The organism is Marmoricola sp. RAF53 (assembly GCF_052114005.1).
GTDB lineage: Bacteria > Actinomycetota > Actinomycetes > Propionibacteriales > Nocardioidaceae > Marmoricola.
Genome location: NZ_JBFRDX010000026.1, coordinates 22,561 through 41,635, shown reverse-complemented (window position 1 = coordinate 41,635; position 19,075 = coordinate 22,561). Strand labels below are relative to the sequence as shown.

Sequence of the window (19,075 nt, the reverse complement as noted above, 5' to 3'; positions counted from 1 at the left end):
CGCCGCCCTGCGTGCTTCCCCCGCGGACTACTTGGTGCGCAGGATCCACCAGAGTCCGACGAACGGCAGCACCAGCGGCACGTAGCCGTAGCCGCTGCCGAATCCCGACCAGACGGTCGACTTCTCGATGTCGGCGGGATGGCTGAGCGCGCCGATGACGAGCACGCCGGCCATCTCCACGAGAACCGCGACCAGCGCGACCGTGCGTCGCCCGGTGGCGAGCGCCCAGGTCGCGACGATGTATACGACCGCGGCGACCGCGGACAAGGTGTAGGCGACCGGCGCCTCGGACGCCTTGGTGAGCAGCTGCACGGACGAGCGCCCGGTCGCACTCAGCGCGAAGATGCCGTAGACGAAGACCAGCACCCGGCCGAAACCGGAGCCGGTGGCCGCGCGCTCAGACATGCGTCGCCCAGATGTCGTGCAACCGCAGGCACAGGAACGGGACCACGAGCACGGCGACGAGCAGCACCGCGGTTCCGCTCCGGCTCTTCTCGGAGGCCGACCAGACGAAGCCGACGGGAATCATCACCAGCGCGCCGATCAGGTACCCGACGTAGGTCACGACCGAGACGCCCTCGTGGTCCCCCAGGACGCGGACGATCCCCCAGACCAGCTGGACGACGAGCGCAGCTTCGACGAGCACGAGACCGGCGAACGAGACGTTGCCCGGCTGACGGTCCCGGACGATGTCGACGACCAGTGCGAGCGCGGTGAGCAGGGACAGGGTCGTGATGACCCAGGCGAGTCCTGTCATGCCCAGAGCTGACCGTCGAGGCGCTCCTCGGCCTCGTCGATCGTGCCCTCGTAGGCGCCGGTGGAGAGGTACTTCCAGCCGCCGTCCGCGACCACGAACGCGATGTCCGCCCGCTCCCCCGCCTTGACCGCCTTGGCGGCCTGGCCGAGCGCGGCGTGCAGGATCGCGCCGGTCGAGATGCCGGCGAAGATGCCCTCGGACTCGAGCAGCTCCCGGACCCGGCGCACCGCGTCCCGCGGGCCGACCGAGAACCGGGAGTCGATCAGGCCGGCGTCGTACAGCTCGGGGACGAAACCCTCGTCGAGGTTGCGCAGGCCGTAGACGAGCTCGCCGTAGCGCGGCTCGGCAGCGACGATCTTCACCTCGGGCTTGGCCTTCCGGAAGTACCGGGAGACGCCCATCAGGGTGCCCGTGGTGCCGAGGCCGGCGACGAAGTGCGTGATCTCGGGGAGGTCGGCCAGCAGCTCCGGGCCGGTGCCCTCCTCGTGCGCGAGCGCGTTGGCGGCGTTGCCGTACTGGTAGAGCATCACCCAGTCGGGGTGCTCGGCGGCCATCTGCTTGGCGACCCGGACGGCCTCGTTCGACCCGCCGGCGGCCGGCGAGGAGTAGATCTCCGCGCCCCACATCCGGAGCAGCTGGCGCCGCTCCTCGGAGGTGTTCTCGGGCATCACGAAGACGGCGCGGTAGCCCTTGAGCTTGGCCGCCATCGCCAGCGAGATGCCGGTGTTGCCCGACGTCGGCTCGAGGATGGTGCAGCCGGGGCGGAGCAGGCCGTCCTTCTCGCCCTGCTCGATCATCTTCAGGGCCGGACGGTCCTTGATCGAGCCGGTGGGGTTGCGGTCCTCGAGCTTGGCCCAGATCCGCACGTCCGGCGACGGCGAGAGCCGCGGGAGCCCGACCAGCGGGGTCCCGCCGACCGACTCCAGCAGGCTGTCGTAGCGCATCAGCCGCCGGCCACCGCGGGGAGCACGACCACCTGGTCGCCGTCGGAGAGCGAGGTCTCGAGACCACCGGTGAACCGGACGTCCTCGTCGTTGACGTAGACGTTCACGAACCGGCGCAGGTCCCCGCTCTCGATGAGGCGGTCCTTGATCCCGGGGTGGTTCGCCTCGAGGTCGTCGATGAGGGCGGACAGGGTGGCGCCGTCGGCGTCCACGGCCTTCTCGCCGCCGGTGTACGTGCGCAGGATCGTGGGGATCCGGACCTCGATGGCCATGTCTTCCTCAGTTCTTCGTCTCGACGACGGTGACGTCTTCTTCGGTGACCGTCCCGTCGATGATTCTGTAGGACCTGAACTCCACCGGGCCCTCACTATTCCCGTGTTCGCGTGTGGACACCAACACGTAGTGCGCGCCCGGCTCGTTGGCGAGCCCGATGTCGGTCCGGCTCGGGTAGGCCTCGGTCGCGGTGTGCGAGTGGTAGATCACCACCGGCTCCTCGTCGCGGTCCCACATCTCCTTGTAGAGCGCGAGCAGCTCGGTGGAGTCGAACTCGTAGAAGGTCGGCGAGCCGGCCGCGTTGATCATCGGCACGTGGCGCTCGGGACGGTCGGAACCCTCGGGGCCGGCCACGATCCCGCAGGCCTCGTCGGGGTGGTCCCGTTTGGCGTGCGCCACGATCGCGTCGTACGTGGCCTGGTCGAGTCTCAGCACGTGGACAAGGGTAGGCGGTGGCGACGGCTCCGGGCTCAGTGGGCCACGGACTGGACGAGGGTCTCCTGGAGGAACCCGACCCAGTCGTAGATGTCGTGCACCTGGGCGCGCGGGTCGTCCTCGGGCAGCGAGTACCAGAACTCCTCGTCGCCGTCCTCGACCCCGAGCCGGGTGGCGATGGCCAGCCGCATGTCGGCGAACGAGCGCATCCAGGTGACCGCCTGCTCGCGGTCGAGCTCGACGTCGATGAAGACCCCGTCCTCCGGCTCGGGCGCCAGCCCGGCCTCCTCCAGGGCGTCGATCACCGCGGCGGCGCCGGCGGCCTTGCCGTTGCGCAGCGTGCCCTCGGTGTAGCGGCGGAACTCCGCCGCCGCCTCGTCGTCCTCCGGGTACGCCGTCGGGAACAGCCGGGCCAGCACCGGGTCCTCCGGCTCCAGCGTCGGGCCGGAGAAGTCGAGGAGCTCCTCCAACGGGTCCACCGGGGTCTCCGGGACGGCCGACTCGTTGCGGAGCAGCTCGATCAGCTGGGCCGCCAGCGAGCGCAGCAGGTCGGCCTCGAAGGTGCTGAAGGTCGCCACGCAGGCGCCCGAGCGACGGTGCCGGGTGAAGCCGCTCATGCCCGACCTCGCTTCGCGTCGGCCGCGCCCGAGCGGTTCACGGGCGTGCTGTGCAGGACTGCTTCGCTCGCTACGCTCGCTCGCGGGGCACTCACGGCGCGTCCGCCTTCTGCATCGTCGCCCACAACCCGTACTCGTGCATCGCCTGCACGTCGCGCTCCATCTCCTCGCGGCTCCCGGTGGACACCACCGACCTCCCGTCGTGGTGCACCTCCAGCATCAGCTTCTCGGCCTTCTTCTTCGAGTAGCCGAAGTAGCTGGTGAACACGAACGTCACGTAGGACATCAGGTTGACCGGGTCGTTCCACACGATCGTCACCCAGGGCGTCGCGGTCACGGTGAGGTCGTCGGTCACCGGCTCGTCGAGCTCGACGGGGCTGGGGGCGGACATGACCTCCACGATAGTGGCTAGCCTGCAGTGGTGAACGCCGCCGCACCCTCACCGGCACCGTCCTCCGCGCTGCTCACCGACCACTACGAGCTCACCATGCTGCAGGCCGCGCTCGGGTCCGGCAACGCCGACCGGCGGGCGGTCTTCGAGCTCTTCGCCCGGCGCCTCCCCGAGGGCCGCCGGTACGGCGTGGTCGCCGGCGTCGGCCGGGCGCTGGAGGCCGTCGAGCGGTTCCGGTTCGGAGCCGAGGAGATCGACTTCCTGCGCCGCGAGCGGATCGTCGACGAGCCGACGCTGGACCGGCTGGCGTCGTACCGGTTCGGCGGCGACGTCTGGGGCTACCCCGAGGGCGAGGTGTACTTCGGGCACTCCCCCGTGCTGGTCGTCGAGTCGACCTTCGCCGAGGCGGTGCTGCTGGAGACGCTGCTGCTCTCGATCTACAACCACGACTCCGCGGTCGCCGCGGCCGCGTCCCGGATGACCGCCGCCGCCGGCGACCGGCCGTGCATCGAGATGGGGTCGCGCCGCACCCACGAGGAGTCCGCGGTGGCGGCCGCGCGGGCGGCGTACGTGGCCGGGTTCGCCACCACCTCGAACCTGGAGGCGCGCCGCCGGCACGGCGTCCCCAGCGGCGGCACCAGCGCGCACTCGTTCACCTTGCTCCACGACACCGAGACGGGTGCGTTCCGGGCCCAGGTCGACGCGCTCGGCGCCGGCACCACCCTGCTGGTGGACACCTACGACGTGCACGAAGCGGTCCGCGCCGCGGTGGAGGTCGCCGGCCCGGGGCTCGGCGCGGTCCGGCTGGACTCCGGCGACCTCGGCGCGCTCGCCGTCGAGGTCCGCGCGCAGCTCGACGACCTGGGCGCCACCGGCACCCGGATCGTGGTCACCTCCGACCTCGACGAGCACGCGATCGCGTCCCTGCGCTCCGCGCCCGTCGACGTGTACGGCGTCGGCACCCAGGTCGTGGTCGGCAGCGGCCACCCGACCTGCGGCTTCGTCTACAAGCTGGTCGCCCGCGAGGGCCCGGACAGCGTCATGGTCGACGTCGCCAAGAAGAGCACCGACAAGGTCTCGGTCGGCGGCCGCAAGTACGCCCTGCGCCGGCGCGACCCGGACGGGACCGCCACGGCCGAGCTGGTCGGCATCGGCACCCCGCCCGTCGACGACGGCGACGACCGCGCGCTGCTGGTGCCACTGGTCCGCGACGGCGAGGTCGTCGGCCGCGAGGACCTGCGGGTCGCCCGCGACCGGCACGCGGCCGCCCGCGCCGAGCTCCCGGTCACCGCGACCCAGCTGCAGCGCGGCGAGCCGGCGATCCCGACCCGGTTCGTGTAGCGGCGCGTCAGTCGACGACGGCGCGGAGCTCGGCGACCTTGCCGTCCGCGTCCACCCGGATCTGGTCGATCACCCGGACGACCATGGTGTCCTCGCCGAGCGGGATCCGGATGGTGAAGTGGAAGGCGGCGTAGTCGCCGGTGACCAGGACCGGGCCGGTGAGCTCGGTGCTGAACGGCATCCCGAAGGACTTCTCGAAGAAGCCGCGCACGGCGTCGATGCCCACGTTCGGCGGCGTGCCGATCGGGTCCTCCTGGACGACGTCGTCCGCGAACACCGCGAGCACGCCCTCCAGGTCCTGGCGGCCGACCGCCGCGACGTAGCTCTCGACGAGCGCCTGGATCTCTTCCTTGGAAGCCATGAGGCCACCCTGACAGAACTGCCCTCCCCCGATAGCCTCTTTGCCATGGCCCGGGCACTGATCGTGGTCGACGTGCAGAACGACTTCTGCGAAGGCGGCTCGCTGCCCGTGGACGGTGGCGCCCGGGTCGCCAGCGAGATCAGCGCGCTGCTGCACCACTGGACCCGCAAGGACCCCAAGGCCCCGCCGTACGACGTCGTGGTGGCCACCAAGGACCACCACCTCGACCCGGGCGACCACTGGTCCAAGGAACCCGACTTCGTCGACTCCTGGCCGGTGCACTGCAAGGTCGGCACCGACGGCGAGGCGTTCCACCCGAACCTCGACCCGCAGCCCTTCGACGCGGTCTTCCTCAAGGGCGAGGACGGTCCGGCCTACTCGGGATTCGAGGGCCGCACCCGCGAGGGCGTCGACCTGGAGACCTGGCTGCGCGGCCACGACGTCGAGCAGGTCGACGTCTGCGGCCTGGCCACCGACCACTGCGTCCGGGCGACCGCGCTGGACGCGGTCGGCAGCGGCTTCGCGACCCGGGTGCTCCTCGACCTCTGCGCGGGTGTCGACCCGGAGACGACGGAGACCGCGATCGGGGTGATGCGGGTCGCCGGGGTTGCGGTCGAGTAGGCCCTCACTCCGTCTCGACAGGCTCGACGACCAGCGCGGCGTACCGGTCGCGGAGGGTCTGCTTGACCAGCTTGCCGGTCGGCGTGCGCGGCAGGTCGTCGGTGAGGATGAACTCGCGCGGCACCTTGAAGTGCGCGATCCGGTCGCGGGCGTAGCCGGTCAGCTCCTCGGCCAGCCCGTCGGTGTCGCCGGCGGGTTCGACGTACGCGACGACCCGCTCCCCCATCTCGTCGTCCGAGACCCCGATCACGGCGATGTCCGAGACCCCGGGGTGCAGGCTGAACAGGTCCTCGATCTCCTGCGGGTAGATGTTGACGCCACCGCTGATGATCATGAAGGCCTTGCGGTCGGTGAGGAACAGGTAGCCCTCCTCGTCCAGGTAGCCGAGGTCGCCGACGGTCGACCAGGTCGGGTGCTCCGGGTGCTGCGTCGAGGCGGTCTTCTCCGGGTCGCCGTGGTAGCTGAACGGCATCGCGTCGCGCTCGAAGTAGACGGTGCCGACCCGGCCGGCGCCGAGCACCTCGCCGTCCGGCCCGCAGATCCGCGGCACCCCGAGCAGCGGCCGGCCGACGGTGCCCGGGTGCGCCAGCCAGTCCTCCGGCCCGACGTAGGTGGCGCCGTTGGCCTCGGTGCTGGCGTAGTACTCGTGGATGATCGGGCCGAGCCACACCATCATCTGCTGCTTGACCGCGACCGGGCAGGGAGCCGCGGCGTGGACGACCATCCGCAGCGAGGACAGGTCGTGGCGCTCGCGCACCTCCGGCGGCAGCTTGAGCATCCGGACGAACATCGTCGGCACCACCTGGGTGTCGGTCACCCGGTACTTCTCGACGGCGGCCAGGAAGGCCTCCGGCTCGAACTTCTCCATCATCACCACGGTGCCGCCGAGGGCCTGGATCACGCCCATGAAGCGCAGCGGAGCGGCGTGGTAGACGGGCGCCGGCGACAGGTAGACGGTCTCCGGGCCGAACCCGAAGAGCCCGCCGAAGATCACGACGTAGGGGTAGCCGGGCTCGTCGACCCGGATCGGCGGCAGCGGGATCTTGATCCCCTTCGGCCGCCCGGTGGTGCCCGAGGAGTAGAGGAAGTCGTCGCCGTGCGGCTGCTCGGGCAGCGGCTCGGGCGAGGCCGCCGCCAGGGCATCCTCGAAGTCCGCGAACCCGGCGAGCGCCCCGCCGAACGCGAGCCGGTGCTCGATGTCGACCCGGTCCGCGATCCCGGACACCAGGTCGGCCTTGCCGGCCGAGCCGATCAGGGCGCGGGCGCCGCAGTCGGTCACGATGTACGCCGCCTCGTCCACGTTCAGGTTGTGGTTGACGGCGGTGAGGTAGAGCCCCGAGCGCAGCGCCGCCCAGTACGCGACGAACGCCTCCGGGCGGTTCTCGGTGACCAGGGCGACCACGTCACCGGGACGCAGGCCCCGGTCGTGGAGGTGCCGGGCCAGCCGGGCGCTGCGCTCCTCCAGGGCGGCGTACGTGGTGACCTCCCCGGTGGCGGCCATGATCAGCGCAGGCTTGTCCGGCGTCGTCGCCGCCCAGGTTCCGGGGTACATGCCGACCACCGTAGTGCTGACTAGGGTGGCCGGGTGGCTACTCATCTCGGCTTCCTCCGCGCCGTCAACATCGGCAAGCGCCAGTACAAGACCGCGGACCTGCGGGCCGCCCTCGAGGGCGCCGGGTACGGCGGTGTGGAGACCTACATCCAGACCGGCAACATCCGGATCGACTCGCCGCTGCGCTCGCGCGCCAAGGTCGAGGCCGAGCTCGAGGCGCTCTTCCTGGCCGACCGGGGCTTCGAGGTGACCACGATGGTCTTCGCGCCGGCCGAGCTCGCCGCCGTCGTGGACGAGGCCGACGAGGTCGCGACCGGGGCGCTGGGCCGCGCCCCCGAGTACGCCCACTACGTGAGCCTGCTCAAGGAGCCGGCCACCGCCGCCGTCGCGCGGGCCGGGGCGGAGCTGAGCCTGCCCGGCGAGACCGTCGTCGTCCGCGGGCGCGCGGTGCACCTGCTGTACGACGTCGCCTTCGGCCAGGGCAAGCTGTCCAACCCGAAGCTGGAGCGGACCGTCGGACCGGCCACGAACCGCAGCCTCAAGGTGCTGCGCGAGATCGTCGCGCGGTGGTGCTGAGCCACCCGCTCGCTAGCGGAAGGCGGCCTTGCGCGCCGCCCGGCGCAGCGTGGCCAGGATCGCCGGCCCCGTCACCACGATCAGCACGAAGTTCGTGATCCCGCGGACCAGGTCCCAGCCGAGCGCGGTCGTCACCGAGTAGACGACGAACCGGTGCAGGTTCTCCGCCACCGGCGCCCCGGCGACGAAGCTGAGCTGGGTGTCCTCACCGACGGTGAACGGCCAGAAGGACAGGTTCATCAGCAGGCCGTAGAGCAGCCCGGCGACCAGGCCGTAGGTGGCGAGCAGGAGCACCTCCGCACGGCCGCCGAGTGGCGGCAGCAGGCCGGCACCGAGGCCGACGAGCGCGGCGGCGAGCATCTGGTACGGCAGCCACGGCCCGACGCCCCCGGTGATCAGCGCCGACCCGAACAGCGTGGTCGCGCCGAGCACGAACCCGAAGCCGGCGCCGAAGACGCGGCCGGCCAGGACCAGCAGGAAGAAGACCGTCTCCAGCCCGGCGGTGCCGGCGCCGAGCGGGCGCAGCGCGGCACCGACCGCGGAGAGGACGCCCAGCATCGCGACCGCCTTCGGGTCCAGACCGCCCTCGCTGATCTCGACGAGCACCACCGCGAGGATCACCGGCAGCAGCAGGCCGAGCACCAGCGGCGCGACCGGGTTGCCGGCCAGGGCAGAGTCCGCCGACATGAACAGCGGCCAGCAGAACGCGAGCACGCCCGCGACCACCGCGAGGGCGATCGCGGCCGTCGAGCGCGGCCGCAGCGCGATCGCCTTGACCGGGCGGACCCGGGTGCTCGTGCTCATGGCAGGACCCCGGTCGGCGGCTCCGCTGCGCGCTCGCTGAACCGCTCCCGGACGTCGTCGACGGTGAGCAGGCCGTGCCCGAGCGCCTTGGCCACCTGGGGCGCGAAGGCCGGGCTCGCCGTGACGACCTCGGCGGTCGGCCCGTCGGCGACCACCTCGCCGGAGGCCATCACCAGCACCCGGTCGGCCGCCTCGGCGACGAACTCGACGTCGTGGGTCGACAGCAGCACGGCCCGGCCCTCGGCAGCCAGGCCGCGGAGCAGCGCCGCGAGCGCGGCCTTGCCCTGGTAGTCGAGACCGCGGGTCGGTTCGTCGAGCAGCACGATCCCGGGTTCGGCGGTGAGCTGGACGGCCAGCACCAGCCCGAGCCGCTGCCCCTCGGAGAGGTCGCGCGGGTGAGTCCGGCCGTCGATGCCGGGGACGATCCGGTCCAGCAGGCCGCGGCAGGTCCCGGGCGCCGACCCGGTCTCCTCGTCGGCCTGCGCGCACTCCTTCTCCACGGTCGGCAGGTAGAGGAGGTCCGCCGGAGTCTGCGGTACCAGGCCGACCCGGCGGCGACGGACCGAGGCGGACAGGCCGCTCGGGTCGGTGCCGTCGACCAGGACGCTGCCGGACGTGCGTGCCCCGGTGCCCTGCAGCGCCCAGAGCAGGCTCGACTTCCCGGCGCCGTTGCGGCCCATCAGCGCGGCGACCTCGCCGGCCCGCAGCGCCAGGTCGACCGCCCGGACCGCGACCAGGTCGCCGTGCCGGACGGTGAGGCCGGAGGCGGTGAGCACCTCGGCGGGTTTCGAGACGGGCGCGGGAGCACCCTCCTCGACCACCGGGGAAGGAGGCACCCGGTCCAGCTCGTGCCGCAGGTCGCGGCCGGCCCGCCACGCGTCCCGGACGGACATCGGCAGCGGCGACCAGTGCGCCCAGCGGCCGAGCTCGACGACCGGCGGGGCGATCGTCGAGGTCCGCATCAGCCCAGCCGGGTCGCCGGACTCGACGCGGCCGTCGGCGACGTGGATCACCCGGTCGGCGTACGCGAGGACGCGCTCGACCCGGTGCTCGGCGACCACGACGGTCACGGCCAGGTCGTGCACCAGCCGGGTGATCGCGGCGAGCACCTCCTCGGCCCCGGTCGGGTCGAGCGCGGAGGTCGGCTCGTCGAGGACCAGCACCCGCGGGTGCGGCGTCAGCACCGAGCCGATCGCCACCCGCTGCTGCTGACCACCGGAGAGCTCGGCGAGCGGGGCGTCGCGCAGGTCGGCGATCCCGAGCAGGTCCAGCGTCTCCTCGACCCGGCGGCGCATCACCGCGGGCGCCAGCCCGAGTTGCTCCATCCCGTAGGCGAGCTCCTCCTCGACGGTGTCGGTCACGAAGCCGGCGAGCGGGTCCTGCCCGACGACGCCGACCAGCCCGGCCAGGTCGCGAGGGCGGTGGTCGCGGGTGTCGCGCCCGTGGATCCGGACCGACCCGGACAGCTCACCGCCGGTGAGGTGCGGGACCAGGCCGTTGAGGACGCCGAGCAGGGTGCTCTTGCCGGAGCCGGTCCGGCCGACGACGAGCGCGAGCTCGCCCTCCTCGACGACGAGGTCGACGTCGCGGAGCACCGGCTGGTCGGCGCCGTCGTACCGGACCGAGACGCCGCGGAGCGACAGTGCGTCACTGCTCCCGGGCCCGGTCATCGGCCCGCCCTCCCGCTGGCCGGGGGCGGCGGGGTGACGACGGCGGGCAGCGCCGCGACCAGGATCCCGAGCGTCGCGGCGACGGGCAGTCCCGGAGCCGCGAGCGGCGACAGCGGCATCGCGAGCAGCAGCGGCGACTGGTCCCGGCTGACGAACATGCCGGCGACGGCGACGAGTCCGCACAGCACGGTCACCGTCTCCGGCCAGCGCCAGGGGTCCGGCCGGTACCGGGTGACCCGCACCTCGCGGCCACCGAGCGCCATCCCGGCGAAGGCCATCGCGAGGCCGAGGGCGAGCACCGGCGCGCCGGACCATCCCGGGGACCGGGTCGGGTCGAGGACGCCGTACATGCCGAAAGCGACGGTGAGCAGCCCGAGCAGGGTGAGCGCACCGGTCGCGGCGCGGCGGCCCGCGCGAGCCCGGGCGTCGGCCTCCACGTGCCGGCTGCCGTAGCCGCGCGACTCCATCGCCGCCGCCAGCAGCAGCGACCGGTCGAGGGTGTCCTGGAGGACCGGCAGCGCGACCCGGGGCACGGCCCGCAGGCCGCGCTCGGCGTCCCCGCGGAGCAGGCGTGCCCGGAACACCCGCTGGACGCTGTCGGCGAGCTGGGGCGCGACGCTGATCGCGACGACCACGGCGGTGCCGACCTCGTGGAGAGCGTTGGGCAGCGACCGGAGCAGCCGCTTGGGGTTCGCGAGCGCGACGGCGCCGCCGATGGCGATGATGAGCACGGCGAGCTGGACGCCGAGCAGGACGGCGGCGAGCCAGCCCTCCAGGTAGACGGTGCCGAGCAGGTTGATCCCGGCCGCCCACGACGGCAGCGCGATGCTCGGCAGCGGCAGCACCACGATCGTGCCCCACTTCAGGCCGACCAGGACGTGCAGCACCACCCGGAACGCGATCACGACCAGGCCCAGGGTCACGTACAGCCGGAAGGCGCGCGCCCACGGCGAGGCCGTACGCCGCTCGCTCACCACGAACCAGATCACCCCGACCAGCAGGCCGAGCAGCAGCGGGTTGGTGGTCATGCTTGCCGCGACGGCGAGCCCGAGCGCCCAGCCCCACCACGCGAGCGGGTGCAGCGCACGGGGCAGTCGCGCCCCGGTCATCGGTTCGGCCCGGCCATCGGCTCAGCCCTGACGTCGGCGGAGGTAGGTGACCGTGCCGGCGGTGCCGACGACGGCCAGCAGCGCGACGCCCCAGACCCAGGAGAGGCCCCCGGAGTCCGCGGAGTCCGCGGCGGGTGCCTCGTCCTCGGTGCCGGCGGCGGCGACCGTGGTGTCGTCGGTCGGACCGTCGGAGGTGTCGGCGGCGGGGTCGGCGGCGGAGTCGGCGGTGGAGTCCTCCGAGGCGCTCGCCGACGGGACGGGCGCGGCGGACGTCGAGGCAGCGGCGGGAGCAGAAGCGGTGGCGTCCGGGGCCGTCGTGCCCGGTGCGGCGACCTGCGCGGACGTCGTGGCCCGGGGGGTGGGCTTCACGGTCTCTTTCGGGGTCGGCTTGGGCGTCGGCTTGGGCGTCGGCTTGGGGGCGGTCGCCCCCGGCGGCGGAGTGCTCGGCGCGGAATTGCCGTCGCCGAACCGCCAGCCGTCGACCGTTCCGGGCGCCGGGTCGTAGGCGCCGCCGCCGGTGCTGGCGTAGCTCCAGGACCCGCCGGGCTTGCCGTGCCAGTAGGACCAGTACGCGTTCGCCGGCGGCATGCTCGTGCACGGGTTGCTGCCCGGGACGCCGTCGATGCGGCAGAGCGCGCCGGCGCCGTTGCCCTGCGCGAAGGTCCGATCGAAGCCCGCCAACCGGAGCGCGTCGTACCCCGAGCTCGGGTTGCCCGGCGCGCAGCCGATCATGGTCCGGTCCGGGAACTGGACGACGACGGTCACCCCCGACGTGCCGGAGCAGGCGGCCGCCTGCGCGGCCGGAGCGCCCACGACGAATGCTCCGAGGGCGACGACGACGCCGGCGAGCCAGACGACGGGCGGGTGGTGCCTCATGTGTTCTCCAGGTGGCCCGGAAGGACCTGGATGACCGGCACCCAGGCTCCGTCCCGTGGACCTCGACGGGTGTTCAGGGAGCCGCACGAGCGACCAGGTGCTCCGGCTCACCCGTCCTTCCGGACCGGCCTACGGTTGCGGGTCAGCGCCGGACTTCGACCGGCTTCCCCTGGGCATCTCGGTGGTGGAGCCCTGCGGGCTCCAGCGGGTAAATCTACACCGCCCCGTCGGACCCGACCTCGTCCCTCGGTCGGTCCGCGGCCCTGGTCTCGACCCGCATCCGCGACTTCGCAGGCTCAGTCGCGCGCTCGCTCGACCTTCGCGGCGTCGGACCCGACCTCGTCCCTCGGTCGGCTCCGGCCGCTCCACGTCCACGCGTACGCCGGGTCCTCCACTGCCAGCGCGGCCTCGCCGAGCTCGAGCGGGCGGAAGGTGTCCACCATCACGGCGAGCTCGTCGAAGTACTCCACGCCGATGGACGCCTCGATCGCCGAGGGCTGCGGACCGTGCGCGTAGCCGCCTGGGTGCAGCGAGATCGAGCCGAGGCCGATGCCGCTCCCCTTGCGCGCCTCGTAGTCGCCGCCGACGTAGAACATCACCTCGTCGGAGTCGACGTTGGAGTGGTAGTACGGCACCGGGATCGAGCCCTCGTGGTAGTCGACCTTGCGCGGGCAGAAGTTGCAGACCACGAAGTTGTGGCCCTCGAAGACCTGGTGCACCGGCGGCGGCTGGTGCACCTTGCCGGTGATCGGCATGAAGTCCTCGACGTTGAACGTGTACGGGTAGAGGCAGCCGTCCCAGCCGACCACGTCGAACGGGTGGGTCGCGTAGGTGAGCCGGGTGCCGACCAGGCCGGACGGCCCGTTGCCGCGGTGCTTGACCAGCACGTCCACGTCCTGGGTCGCCTCCGGGCCCTCGACCAGGTGCACCGCGCCGGGCCCGTGCAGGTCGCGCTCGCAGTACGGCGCGTGCTCGAGGAGCTGCCCGAAGCGGGACAGGTAGCGCCGCGGCGGCGTGATGTGGCTGTTCGCCTCGATCGCGTAGAGCCGGCTGAGCTCGGCGGGGACCCAGCGGTGCGTGGTCGCCCGCGGCAGCACGACGTAGTCGCCGCTCCGGTAGGCCAGCACCCCAAAGACCGTCTCGACGGTCCCGCTGCCGGACTCGACGTACACGCACTCGTCCCCGACGGCGTTGCGGTAGAGCGGCGAGGGCGCGTCCGCGACGACGTAGGAGATCCGGACGTCGGCGTTGCCGAGGACCAGGCGTCGGTGCTCGACGGCGTTCGGCTCCCGCGAGGGGCCCTCGCGGTCCTCGTCGTGGGTGGTGAGGTCGTGGAGCTTGAGGTGCCGGGGCTTGAGCGGGTGGTTCGCGGTGGTGCTCAGGTCCGGCAGCGCCCAGGCCCGGCTGTCGACGATCGCCGACGGCACGCCGCGGTGGTAGAGCAGCGAGGAGTCGGAGGAGAAGCCCTCCTCCCCCATCAGCTCCTCGTAGCGCAGGTTCCCGTCCGGGTCCCGGAAGGCCGTGTGACGGGTCCGCGGCACTTCTCCGACTGATCTGTAATACGCCACCTGCTCACCTTGCCACGACCGGTACTAACGTGGCGACCGTGGTCTCCTCCGACGGCTCGCTCCCCACCTGGCTCACCGGACTCGTCGACGACGCGTCGATCTTCCCGCCCGGCAACCTGCCCCTGGACCGGGCCGTGGCCGAGCACTACGAGCACCAGGACGCCGAGTACGCCGCCCTCGTCGGCGGCTTCGTGGTCAGCGACGTGAAGCTCCCCGACCTGATCGCCCACCTGGACGAGCACTATCTCGACGAGCGCGACGACGAGCGCTCCCTCGGCGTCAACGTCGTGGTCACCGGCGGCGCCGGAGCGATCGAGCCGGCCGTCCGGTGGGCGACCCGGGCGCCGCTGCTGCACCTGCGGGCGATCGAGTTCGCGCTCCGCGAGGAGGCCGACCTGTCCCACAACGCCCGCCGGGCGATCACCGTGGTCGACACGCTGGACGCCGAGCTGGACGAGGTGGACGTCTACCTCGAGCTCCCGCCGCTGCGCGGCGAGCCGACGGCCGGCTGGCTGGCCGCCCTCGACGAGGTAGGCATGCGTGGCCTGCGCGCGAAGTTCCGCACCGGCGGCGTCGACCAGGACGCCTTCCCCACCTCCGGCGAGCTCGCCGACGCCATCGCGGCGGCGCTGGACCGGGAGGTCCCGTTCAAGTGCACCGCCGGCCTGCACCACGCGGTCCGGCACCACGACCCGGCCACCGGCCTGACCCACCACGGCTTCCTCAACGTGCTCCGCGCGACCCGCGCCGCGCTCGACGGCGAGGACGGCTCGGAGGTGCTCGCCGAGGAGTCCGCCCGGGTGCTGCTCGACGGCTTCGACGCCGAGGAGGCCGCACGGACGCGGCACTGGTTCACCGGCTTCGGCTCCTGCTCGGTGCTGGAGCCCCACGACGACCTGGTCGAGCTCGGCCTGCTGACCTGAGGAGGAGAACCGATGAGCGAGAAGCAGCAGACCTGGGTGGACGGCGCCGCCGGATCGGCGTACGACGTCGACAACCTGCCGTACGGCGTCTTCTCCGAGGGCGAGGACCCGGCCCGGGTGGGCGCTCGGATCGGTGACTACGTGGTCGATCTCGCCGCGGTCGCGGCGGGCGCCGGCTTCTGGACCGAGGGCGGTCTCGCCGCCCTCTTCGGGACCGACTCGCTGGACCCGTTCCTCGCGGCCGGCCGCCCGGTCTGGGACGAGGCCCGGTCCTGGCTGGTCAGCCTGCTCACCAACGAGTCCGACCGCGGCCTGGTCGAGCCCTTCCTGCACCCGCTCGACAGCGTCACGATGCAGCTGCCGTTCACGGTCGCCGACTACGTGGACTTCTACTGCTCCCTGCAGCACGCCACCAACGTCGGCCGGATCTTCCGTCCCGACGGCGAGGCGCTGCTGCCGAACTGGCGGCACCTGCCGGTCGGCTACCACGGCCGGGCCGGGACCGTGGTCGTCTCCGGTACCGACGTCCGCCGCCCGACCGGTCAGGGCCGCCCGTCCGCCGACGGCGGCCCGCCCGCCTTCGGCCCGAGCCGGCGCCTGGACATCGAGGCCGAGCTCGGCTTCGTCGTCGGCACCCCGACGGCCCTCGGCACGTCGGTGCCGACGTCGGCCTTCGCCGACCACGTCTTCGGCGTCACCCCGCTCAACGACTGGTCGGCCCGCGACATCCAGGCCTGGGAGTACGTCCCGCTCGGCCCGTTCCTCGGCAAGTCGTTCGCGACCTCGGTCTCCGCCTGGGTCACCCCCCTGGCGGCGCTCGCCGCGGCCCGGGTCGACCTGCCGGGCCAGGACCCGGCGCCGCTGGAGTACCTGGAGGTCGACGGGCCGGCCGGCTTCGACATCGCCTTCGAGGTGCTGCTGAACGGCGAGGTGGTCAGCCGGCCGCCGTACGCCTCGATGTACTGGTCGCCGGCGCAGATGCTCGCCCACCTGACCGTGAACGGGGCGTCGCTGCGCACCGGCGACCTGTTCGCGAGCGGGACGATCAGCGGTGACGAGGTCGCCGAGCGCGGGTCCTTCCTCGAGCTCTCCTGGGGCGGCCAGGAGCCGTTCGCGACCGCGTCGGGCCCGCGGACCTTCCTCGAGGACGGCGACGAGGTGACCCTCCGCGCGACCGCCCCGGGCACGCTCGGGAACCGGATCGCCCTCGGCGAGGTGACCGGCCGGATCACGGCTGGATAACGTCTCGGATACGGAACGGTTTCCCGTCACAGTGCGCTGTCCCCCGCGTCGGCGCGCGGTCTAGGGTGCTCGTCATGACGACCAACAACGTGTTCAAGGCCCTCGCGCTGACCTCGGTCCTGGGTCTCGCGCTGACCGCGTGCGGCAGCTCGGGCAGCAGCGACAAGACCGGCTCCTCCAACGGGCTCGACCTGATCTCCTCCGGCACCCTGACCGTGTGCTCGGACGTGCCCTACCCGCCGTTCGAGGACTTCGACAAGAGCTCGGACCTGGGCTTCAAGGGCTTCGACGTGGACGTCATCTCGAAGATCTCCACCGGCCTCGACCTCAAGCTCAAGATCAAGGACTCCTCCTTCGACGCGCTGCAGAGCGGCCAGTCGCTGAACGCCGGCCAGTGCGACCTCGTCGCCAGCGCCATGACGATCACCGAGGACCGCAAGAAGGCGCTCGCCTTCTCCGACGGCTACTACGACTCCGAGCAGTCGCTGCTGGTCCCGACCGGCTCGTCGATCACCTCGATCAACGACCTCGACGGCAAGAAGGTCGGCGTCCAGCAGGGCACCACCGGCAAGAGCTACGCCGAGAAGAACGCCAAGGGCGCCAAGATCGTCACCTTCCCGAGCGACGCGGAGATGTTCGCCGCGATCAAGGCCGGCCAGGTCGACGCGCTGCTCCAGGACCTCCCGGTCAACCTCGACCACACCAAGGACGGCAAGTACGCCGTCGTCGAGAAGTACTCCACCGACGAGCAGTACGGGTTCGCCATGAAGAAGGGCAACACCAAGCTCGTCGACGCGGTGAACGAGCAGCTGAAGACGCTGAACACGAACGGCGAGTACAAGAAGATCTACGACTCGTACTTCGCCACCAACTGATCACGACGACGCGAGAGCCCGGGACGGAGAACCAGTGAAGCGGTCCACCAAGAGAAAGCTCACCCGTCTCGGGCTCTACGCGTTGTTCGTCGCGATCGTCGCCTGGGTCGCCCTCACGGTGAACTGGCAGGCCGTCCACGCCACCTTCTGGGCGCCCGGCCGCAAGGACAACTGGCACGACCTGATCACCATCGGCGTGGTGAAGACCCTCGAGTACACCGCGGTCTGCTTCTTCGTCGGCCTGATCTTCGCGACCGTGCTGTCGCTGATGAAGCTGTCCCCGGTGGCGCCGTACCGCTGGCTCGCGACCGGCTACATCGAGTTCTTCCGCGGGCTGCCCGCCCTGGTCGTCATCCTGGCGTGCGCGTTCGGCGTACCGATCGCCTTCGACTGGCACCCGCCGATCATCTGGGCGGGCCTTCTCGGCCTCATCCTGGTCTCCTCGGCGTACATGGCCGAGACGCTGCGCGCCGGCATCCAGGCGGTGCCGAAGGGGCAGACCGAGGCAGCGCGCTCGCTGGGCATGAGCAATGCGCGCACGCTGTTCTCGATCGTGCTCCCGCAGGCGTTCCGGATCGTGATCCCGCCGTTGACCAACGAGTTCGTGCTGATCCTCAAGGACACCTCGCTGCTGTACCTGATCGGCGTCGAGTTCGGCCAGCGCGAGCTCTCCAGCGTCGCCCGCGACTTCACCTCCAGCGGCGCCACGGCCGGTACGTCGACCGCCCTGACGCAGGTCGCGCTGCTCTACCTGATCATCACGCTCCCCCTGACCCGCCTGGTGGCGTGGCTGGAGAAGCGCCAGCAGAGGGCCCGGTGAGGAAGCGATGACGACCGATATGAACAAGACCAGCAACCGCGCCATCGAGGTGCGCGAGCTGCACAAGTACTTCGGCGAGAACGAGGTGCTCAAGGGCATCGACTTCCACGTCGACCAGGGGCAGGTCGTCTGCGTGATCGGCCCGTCGGGGTCCGGCAAGTCGACCCTGCTGCGTTGCGTCAACCGGCTCGAGGAGCCGACCTCCGGCAAGATCATCGTCGAGGGTGTCGACATCACCGACGAGGAGATCGACCTCGACCAGATCCGCAGCCGGATCGGCATGGTCTTCCAGTCCTTCAACCTCTTCCCGCACATGACCGTGATGCAGAACCTCTGCATCGCCCAGCAGCGGGTCAAGAAGCGGAACAAGACCGAGGCGGTCGAGATCGCCCGGGCCAACCTGGCCAAGGTCGGACTCGCCGGCAAGGAGGACGCCTACCCGGCGCACCTCTCCGGCGGCCAGCAGCAGCGCGTCGCGATCGCGCGGGCGCTCTCTATGGACCCCGACATGATGCTCTTCGACGAGCCCACCAGCGCCCTGGACCCCGAGCTCGTCGGCGACGTCCTCGACGTGATGCGTCAGCTCGCCCAGGAGGGCATGACGATGATGGTCGTCACCCACGAGATGGGCTTCGCGCGCGAGGTCGGCGACAAGCTCGTCTTCATGGACGGCGGCGTCATCGTCGAAGCCGGCGACCCGCACGAGGTGCTGGCCAACCCGCAGCACGAGCGGACGCAGGCGTTCCTGTCGAAGGTGCTGTAGGCGGCCAGCGCACCCGGCCGCTACCGGGCGCTCCCCCGTGCCGCGAACAGCTGCTCGCGCAGGATCTCGGCGTGGCCCGTGTGCTGGGCGAGCTCGCGGATCACGTGGAGCAGGACCCAGCGAAGCGTGACCTGCTCGATCCGCGGGTGGCCGACCAGGACGGTGTCGAGCGGCAGCGACGCGACGGCTGCCTCCGAGGCGTCGCACACCCGCCGGTGGTACGCCTGCACCCCGGCGACCGTGTCCCCCGGTTCGAGGTCGAAGGACGCGTCGACCGCGGGCGGCAGTCCCAGCTCGGCGCGCGGCGTCCCGGAGACGGTCTCGACGAACCAGACCTGCTCGACGTACGCGGCGTGCTTGACCAGTCCGAGCAGCGTCGTCTTCGACGGGACGAGCCGCGTGCGCGCCTCCTCCTCGGTCACCCCGTCCAGCGCCTCGTTCAACGCGCGTCGGTACGTGCGGAGGAAGGCGTCGAGCTGCGTCCGCTCGTCGGCCGTGTGCACCTGGTAGGTCTCGGCGATGATGTCCACGCGGCATTCTAGGGCGGCATTCTAGGA

General features: G+C 71.9%; 23 protein-coding genes and 1 riboswitch. Of the genes, 8 read left to right on the top strand and 15 right to left on the bottom strand.

What is annotated here, in order from left to right:
- Nucleotides 1–27 precede the first annotated feature (27 nt).
- The 7 genes from AB4Y76_RS18350 to clpS form a co-directional block, all read right to left on the bottom strand.
- Nucleotides 28–405 carry a hypothetical protein gene (locus AB4Y76_RS18350; RefSeq protein WP_441927914.1) on the bottom strand — a complete coding sequence of 126 codons (378 nt, stop codon included), beginning with the start codon at nt 403–405 and terminating at the stop codon, nt 28–30.
- Nucleotides 398–757, bottom strand: a complete 360-nt coding sequence (locus tag AB4Y76_RS18345) for a hypothetical protein (RefSeq protein WP_441927912.1) — start codon at nt 755–757, stop codon at nt 398–400. The genes AB4Y76_RS18350 and AB4Y76_RS18345 overlap by 8 nt, the downstream gene beginning before the upstream one ends.
- On the bottom strand, nt 754–1,701 hold the full coding sequence (locus tag AB4Y76_RS18340; protein ID WP_441927910.1) for a PLP-dependent cysteine synthase family protein: 948 nt from the start codon (nt 1,699–1,701) through the stop codon (nt 754–756). Before AB4Y76_RS18340 ends, AB4Y76_RS18345 begins: the two co-directional genes overlap by 4 nt.
- The gene (locus tag AB4Y76_RS18335) at nt 1,701–1,973 is read right to left on the bottom strand and encodes a MoaD family protein (protein ID WP_441927908.1); all 273 of its coding nucleotides are present in this window, start codon (nt 1,971–1,973) and stop codon (nt 1,701–1,703) included. The genes AB4Y76_RS18340 and AB4Y76_RS18335 overlap by 1 nt, the downstream gene beginning before the upstream one ends.
- A 7-nt stretch (nt 1,974–1,980) precedes the next feature.
- On the bottom strand, nt 1,981–2,409 hold the full coding sequence (locus tag AB4Y76_RS18330) for a Mov34/MPN/PAD-1 family protein (RefSeq protein WP_441927906.1): 429 nt from the start codon (nt 2,407–2,409) through the stop codon (nt 1,981–1,983).
- Between the two features lie 35 nt (nt 2,410–2,444).
- Entirely contained in the window at nt 2,445–3,026 is a 582-nt protein-coding gene (locus tag AB4Y76_RS18325) for a DUF2017 domain-containing protein (RefSeq protein ID WP_441927904.1), read from the bottom strand.
- Between the two features lie 91 nt (nt 3,027–3,117).
- On the bottom strand, nt 3,118–3,417 hold the full coding sequence (clpS, locus tag AB4Y76_RS18320) for an ATP-dependent Clp protease adapter ClpS (RefSeq protein WP_441927902.1): 300 nt from the start codon (nt 3,415–3,417) through the stop codon (nt 3,118–3,120).
- Between the two features lie 27 nt (nt 3,418–3,444).
- On the opposite strand from clpS, the gene AB4Y76_RS18315 reads away from it, so the two are divergent.
- Nucleotides 3,445–4,758 carry a nicotinate phosphoribosyltransferase gene (locus tag AB4Y76_RS18315; RefSeq protein WP_441927900.1) on the top strand — a complete coding sequence of 438 codons (1,314 nt, stop codon included), beginning with the start codon at nt 3,445–3,447 and terminating at the stop codon, nt 4,756–4,758.
- A gap of 7 nt (nt 4,759–4,765) precedes the next feature.
- Here AB4Y76_RS18315 and AB4Y76_RS18310 read toward each other — a convergent pair whose 3' ends face one another.
- Nucleotides 4,766–5,119 carry a nuclear transport factor 2 family protein gene (locus tag AB4Y76_RS18310; RefSeq protein WP_441927898.1) on the bottom strand — a complete coding sequence of 118 codons (354 nt, stop codon included), beginning with the start codon at nt 5,117–5,119 and terminating at the stop codon, nt 4,766–4,768.
- 45 nt (nt 5,120–5,164) lie between these two features.
- On the opposite strand from AB4Y76_RS18310, the gene AB4Y76_RS18305 reads away from it, so the two are divergent.
- Nucleotides 5,165–5,740, top strand: coding sequence for an isochorismatase family protein (locus AB4Y76_RS18305; protein WP_441927896.1), 576 nt, complete (start codon nt 5,165–5,167; stop codon nt 5,738–5,740).
- 4 nt (nt 5,741–5,744) lie between these two features.
- On the opposite strand, the gene AB4Y76_RS18300 is transcribed toward AB4Y76_RS18305, so the two are convergent.
- Nucleotides 5,745–7,337 (bottom strand): acyl-CoA synthetase, encoded by a 1,593-nt coding sequence (locus AB4Y76_RS18300; RefSeq protein WP_441927894.1) that lies wholly within the window; start codon nt 7,335–7,337, stop codon nt 5,745–5,747.
- Between AB4Y76_RS18300 and AB4Y76_RS18295 the strand changes: the two genes are divergently transcribed.
- Nucleotides 7,326–7,868 carry a DUF1697 domain-containing protein gene (locus AB4Y76_RS18295; RefSeq protein ID WP_441927892.1) on the top strand — a complete coding sequence of 181 codons (543 nt, stop codon included), beginning with the start codon at nt 7,326–7,328 and terminating at the stop codon, nt 7,866–7,868. The genes AB4Y76_RS18300 and AB4Y76_RS18295 overlap by 12 nt on opposite strands.
- Nucleotides 7,869–7,880: 12 nt before the next feature.
- Here AB4Y76_RS18295 and AB4Y76_RS18290 read toward each other — a convergent pair whose 3' ends face one another.
- From AB4Y76_RS18290 to AB4Y76_RS18270, 5 genes are all read right to left on the bottom strand, one after another.
- Complete coding sequence (locus AB4Y76_RS18290; protein WP_441927890.1) at nt 7,881–8,672, bottom strand: ECF transporter S component; 792 nt, start codon at nt 8,670–8,672, stop codon at nt 7,881–7,883.
- Nucleotides 8,669–10,342 carry an ABC transporter ATP-binding protein gene (locus AB4Y76_RS18285; protein ID WP_441927888.1) on the bottom strand — a complete coding sequence of 558 codons (1,674 nt, stop codon included), beginning with the start codon at nt 10,340–10,342 and terminating at the stop codon, nt 8,669–8,671. Before AB4Y76_RS18285 ends, AB4Y76_RS18290 begins: the two co-directional genes overlap by 4 nt.
- On the bottom strand, nt 10,339–11,451 hold the full coding sequence (locus AB4Y76_RS18280; RefSeq protein ID WP_441927886.1) for an energy-coupling factor transporter transmembrane component T: 1,113 nt from the start codon (nt 11,449–11,451) through the stop codon (nt 10,339–10,341). Before AB4Y76_RS18280 ends, AB4Y76_RS18285 begins: the two co-directional genes overlap by 4 nt.
- Nucleotides 11,452–11,472: 21 nt before the next feature.
- A complete protein-coding gene (locus AB4Y76_RS18275) occupies nt 11,473–12,327 on the bottom strand; it encodes a hypothetical protein (RefSeq protein WP_441927884.1) in 855 nt (284 codons plus the stop codon).
- 96 nt (nt 12,328–12,423) lie between these two features.
- A riboswitch (cobalamin riboswitch) is annotated at nt 12,424–12,496 on the bottom strand.
- A 127-nt stretch (nt 12,497–12,623) separates the two neighbouring features.
- The gene (locus tag AB4Y76_RS18270; RefSeq protein ID WP_441927882.1) at nt 12,624–13,895 is read right to left on the bottom strand and encodes a homogentisate 1,2-dioxygenase; all 1,272 of its coding nucleotides are present in this window, start codon (nt 13,893–13,895) and stop codon (nt 12,624–12,626) included.
- Between the two features lie 38 nt (nt 13,896–13,933).
- Here AB4Y76_RS18270 and AB4Y76_RS18265 point away from each other — a divergent pair, with 38 nt between their 5' ends.
- From AB4Y76_RS18265 to AB4Y76_RS18245, 5 genes are all read left to right on the top strand, one after another.
- Complete coding sequence (locus AB4Y76_RS18265) at nt 13,934–14,818, top strand: hypothetical protein (RefSeq protein ID WP_441927880.1); 885 nt, start codon at nt 13,934–13,936, stop codon at nt 14,816–14,818.
- A gap of 12 nt (nt 14,819–14,830) precedes the next feature.
- Entirely contained in the window at nt 14,831–16,060 is a 1,230-nt protein-coding gene (gene fahA / locus AB4Y76_RS18260) for a fumarylacetoacetase (RefSeq protein WP_441927878.1), read from the top strand.
- A 74-nt stretch (nt 16,061–16,134) separates the two neighbouring features.
- Nucleotides 16,135–16,935 (top strand): ABC transporter substrate-binding protein, encoded by an 801-nt coding sequence (locus AB4Y76_RS18255; protein ID WP_441927876.1) that lies wholly within the window; start codon nt 16,135–16,137, stop codon nt 16,933–16,935.
- A gap of 34 nt (nt 16,936–16,969) precedes the next feature.
- Complete coding sequence (locus AB4Y76_RS18250) at nt 16,970–17,755, top strand: amino acid ABC transporter permease (RefSeq protein WP_441927874.1); 786 nt, start codon at nt 16,970–16,972, stop codon at nt 17,753–17,755.
- Between the two features lie 7 nt (nt 17,756–17,762).
- Complete coding sequence (locus AB4Y76_RS18245; RefSeq protein WP_441927872.1) at nt 17,763–18,518, top strand: amino acid ABC transporter ATP-binding protein; 756 nt, start codon at nt 17,763–17,765, stop codon at nt 18,516–18,518.
- Between the two features lie 20 nt (nt 18,519–18,538).
- On the opposite strand, the gene AB4Y76_RS18240 is transcribed toward AB4Y76_RS18245, so the two are convergent.
- Nucleotides 18,539–19,048 (bottom strand): DinB family protein, encoded by a 510-nt coding sequence (locus tag AB4Y76_RS18240; protein WP_441927870.1) that lies wholly within the window; start codon nt 19,046–19,048, stop codon nt 18,539–18,541.
- Between the last annotated feature and the right edge of the window lie 27 nt (nt 19,049–19,075).

Coding starts and splice junctions, on each gene's coding strand:
- AB4Y76_RS18350 (WP_441927914.1), bottom strand. CDS start 405: ATGTCTGAGCGCGCGGCCACCGGCTCCGGTTTCGGCCGGGTGCTGGTC.
- AB4Y76_RS18345 (WP_441927912.1), bottom strand. CDS start 757: ATGACAGGACTCGCCTGGGTCATCACGACCCTGTCCCTGCTCACCGCG.
- AB4Y76_RS18340 (WP_441927910.1), bottom strand. CDS start 1,701: ATGCGCTACGACAGCCTGCTGGAGTCGGTCGGCGGGACCCCGCTGGTC.
- AB4Y76_RS18335 (WP_441927908.1), bottom strand. CDS start 1,973: ATGGCCATCGAGGTCCGGATCCCCACGATCCTGCGCACGTACACCGGC.
- AB4Y76_RS18325 (WP_441927904.1), bottom strand. CDS start 3,026: ATGAGCGGCTTCACCCGGCACCGTCGCTCGGGCGCCTGCGTGGCGACC.
- clpS (WP_441927902.1), bottom strand. CDS start 3,417: ATGTCCGCCCCCAGCCCCGTCGAGCTCGACGAGCCGGTGACCGACGAC.
- AB4Y76_RS18310 (WP_441927898.1), bottom strand. CDS start 5,119: ATGGCTTCCAAGGAAGAGATCCAGGCGCTCGTCGAGAGCTACGTCGCG.
- AB4Y76_RS18305 (WP_441927896.1), top strand. CDS start 5,165: ATGGCCCGGGCACTGATCGTGGTCGACGTGCAGAACGACTTCTGCGAA.
- AB4Y76_RS18300 (WP_441927894.1), bottom strand. CDS start 7,337: ATGAGTAGCCACCCGGCCACCCTAGTCAGCACTACGGTGGTCGGCATG.
- AB4Y76_RS18290 (WP_441927890.1), bottom strand. CDS start 8,672: ATGAGCACGAGCACCCGGGTCCGCCCGGTCAAGGCGATCGCGCTGCGG.
- AB4Y76_RS18285 (WP_441927888.1), bottom strand. CDS start 10,342: ATGACCGGGCCCGGGAGCAGTGACGCACTGTCGCTCCGCGGCGTCTCG.
- AB4Y76_RS18280 (WP_441927886.1), bottom strand. CDS start 11,451: ATGACCGGGGCGCGACTGCCCCGTGCGCTGCACCCGCTCGCGTGGTGG.
- AB4Y76_RS18275 (WP_441927884.1), bottom strand. CDS start 12,327: ATGAGGCACCACCCGCCCGTCGTCTGGCTCGCCGGCGTCGTCGTCGCC.
- fahA (WP_441927878.1), top strand. CDS start 14,831: ATGAGCGAGAAGCAGCAGACCTGGGTGGACGGCGCCGCCGGATCGGCG.
- AB4Y76_RS18255 (WP_441927876.1), top strand. CDS start 16,135: ATGACGACCAACAACGTGTTCAAGGCCCTCGCGCTGACCTCGGTCCTG.
- AB4Y76_RS18245 (WP_441927872.1), top strand. CDS start 17,763: ATGACGACCGATATGAACAAGACCAGCAACCGCGCCATCGAGGTGCGC.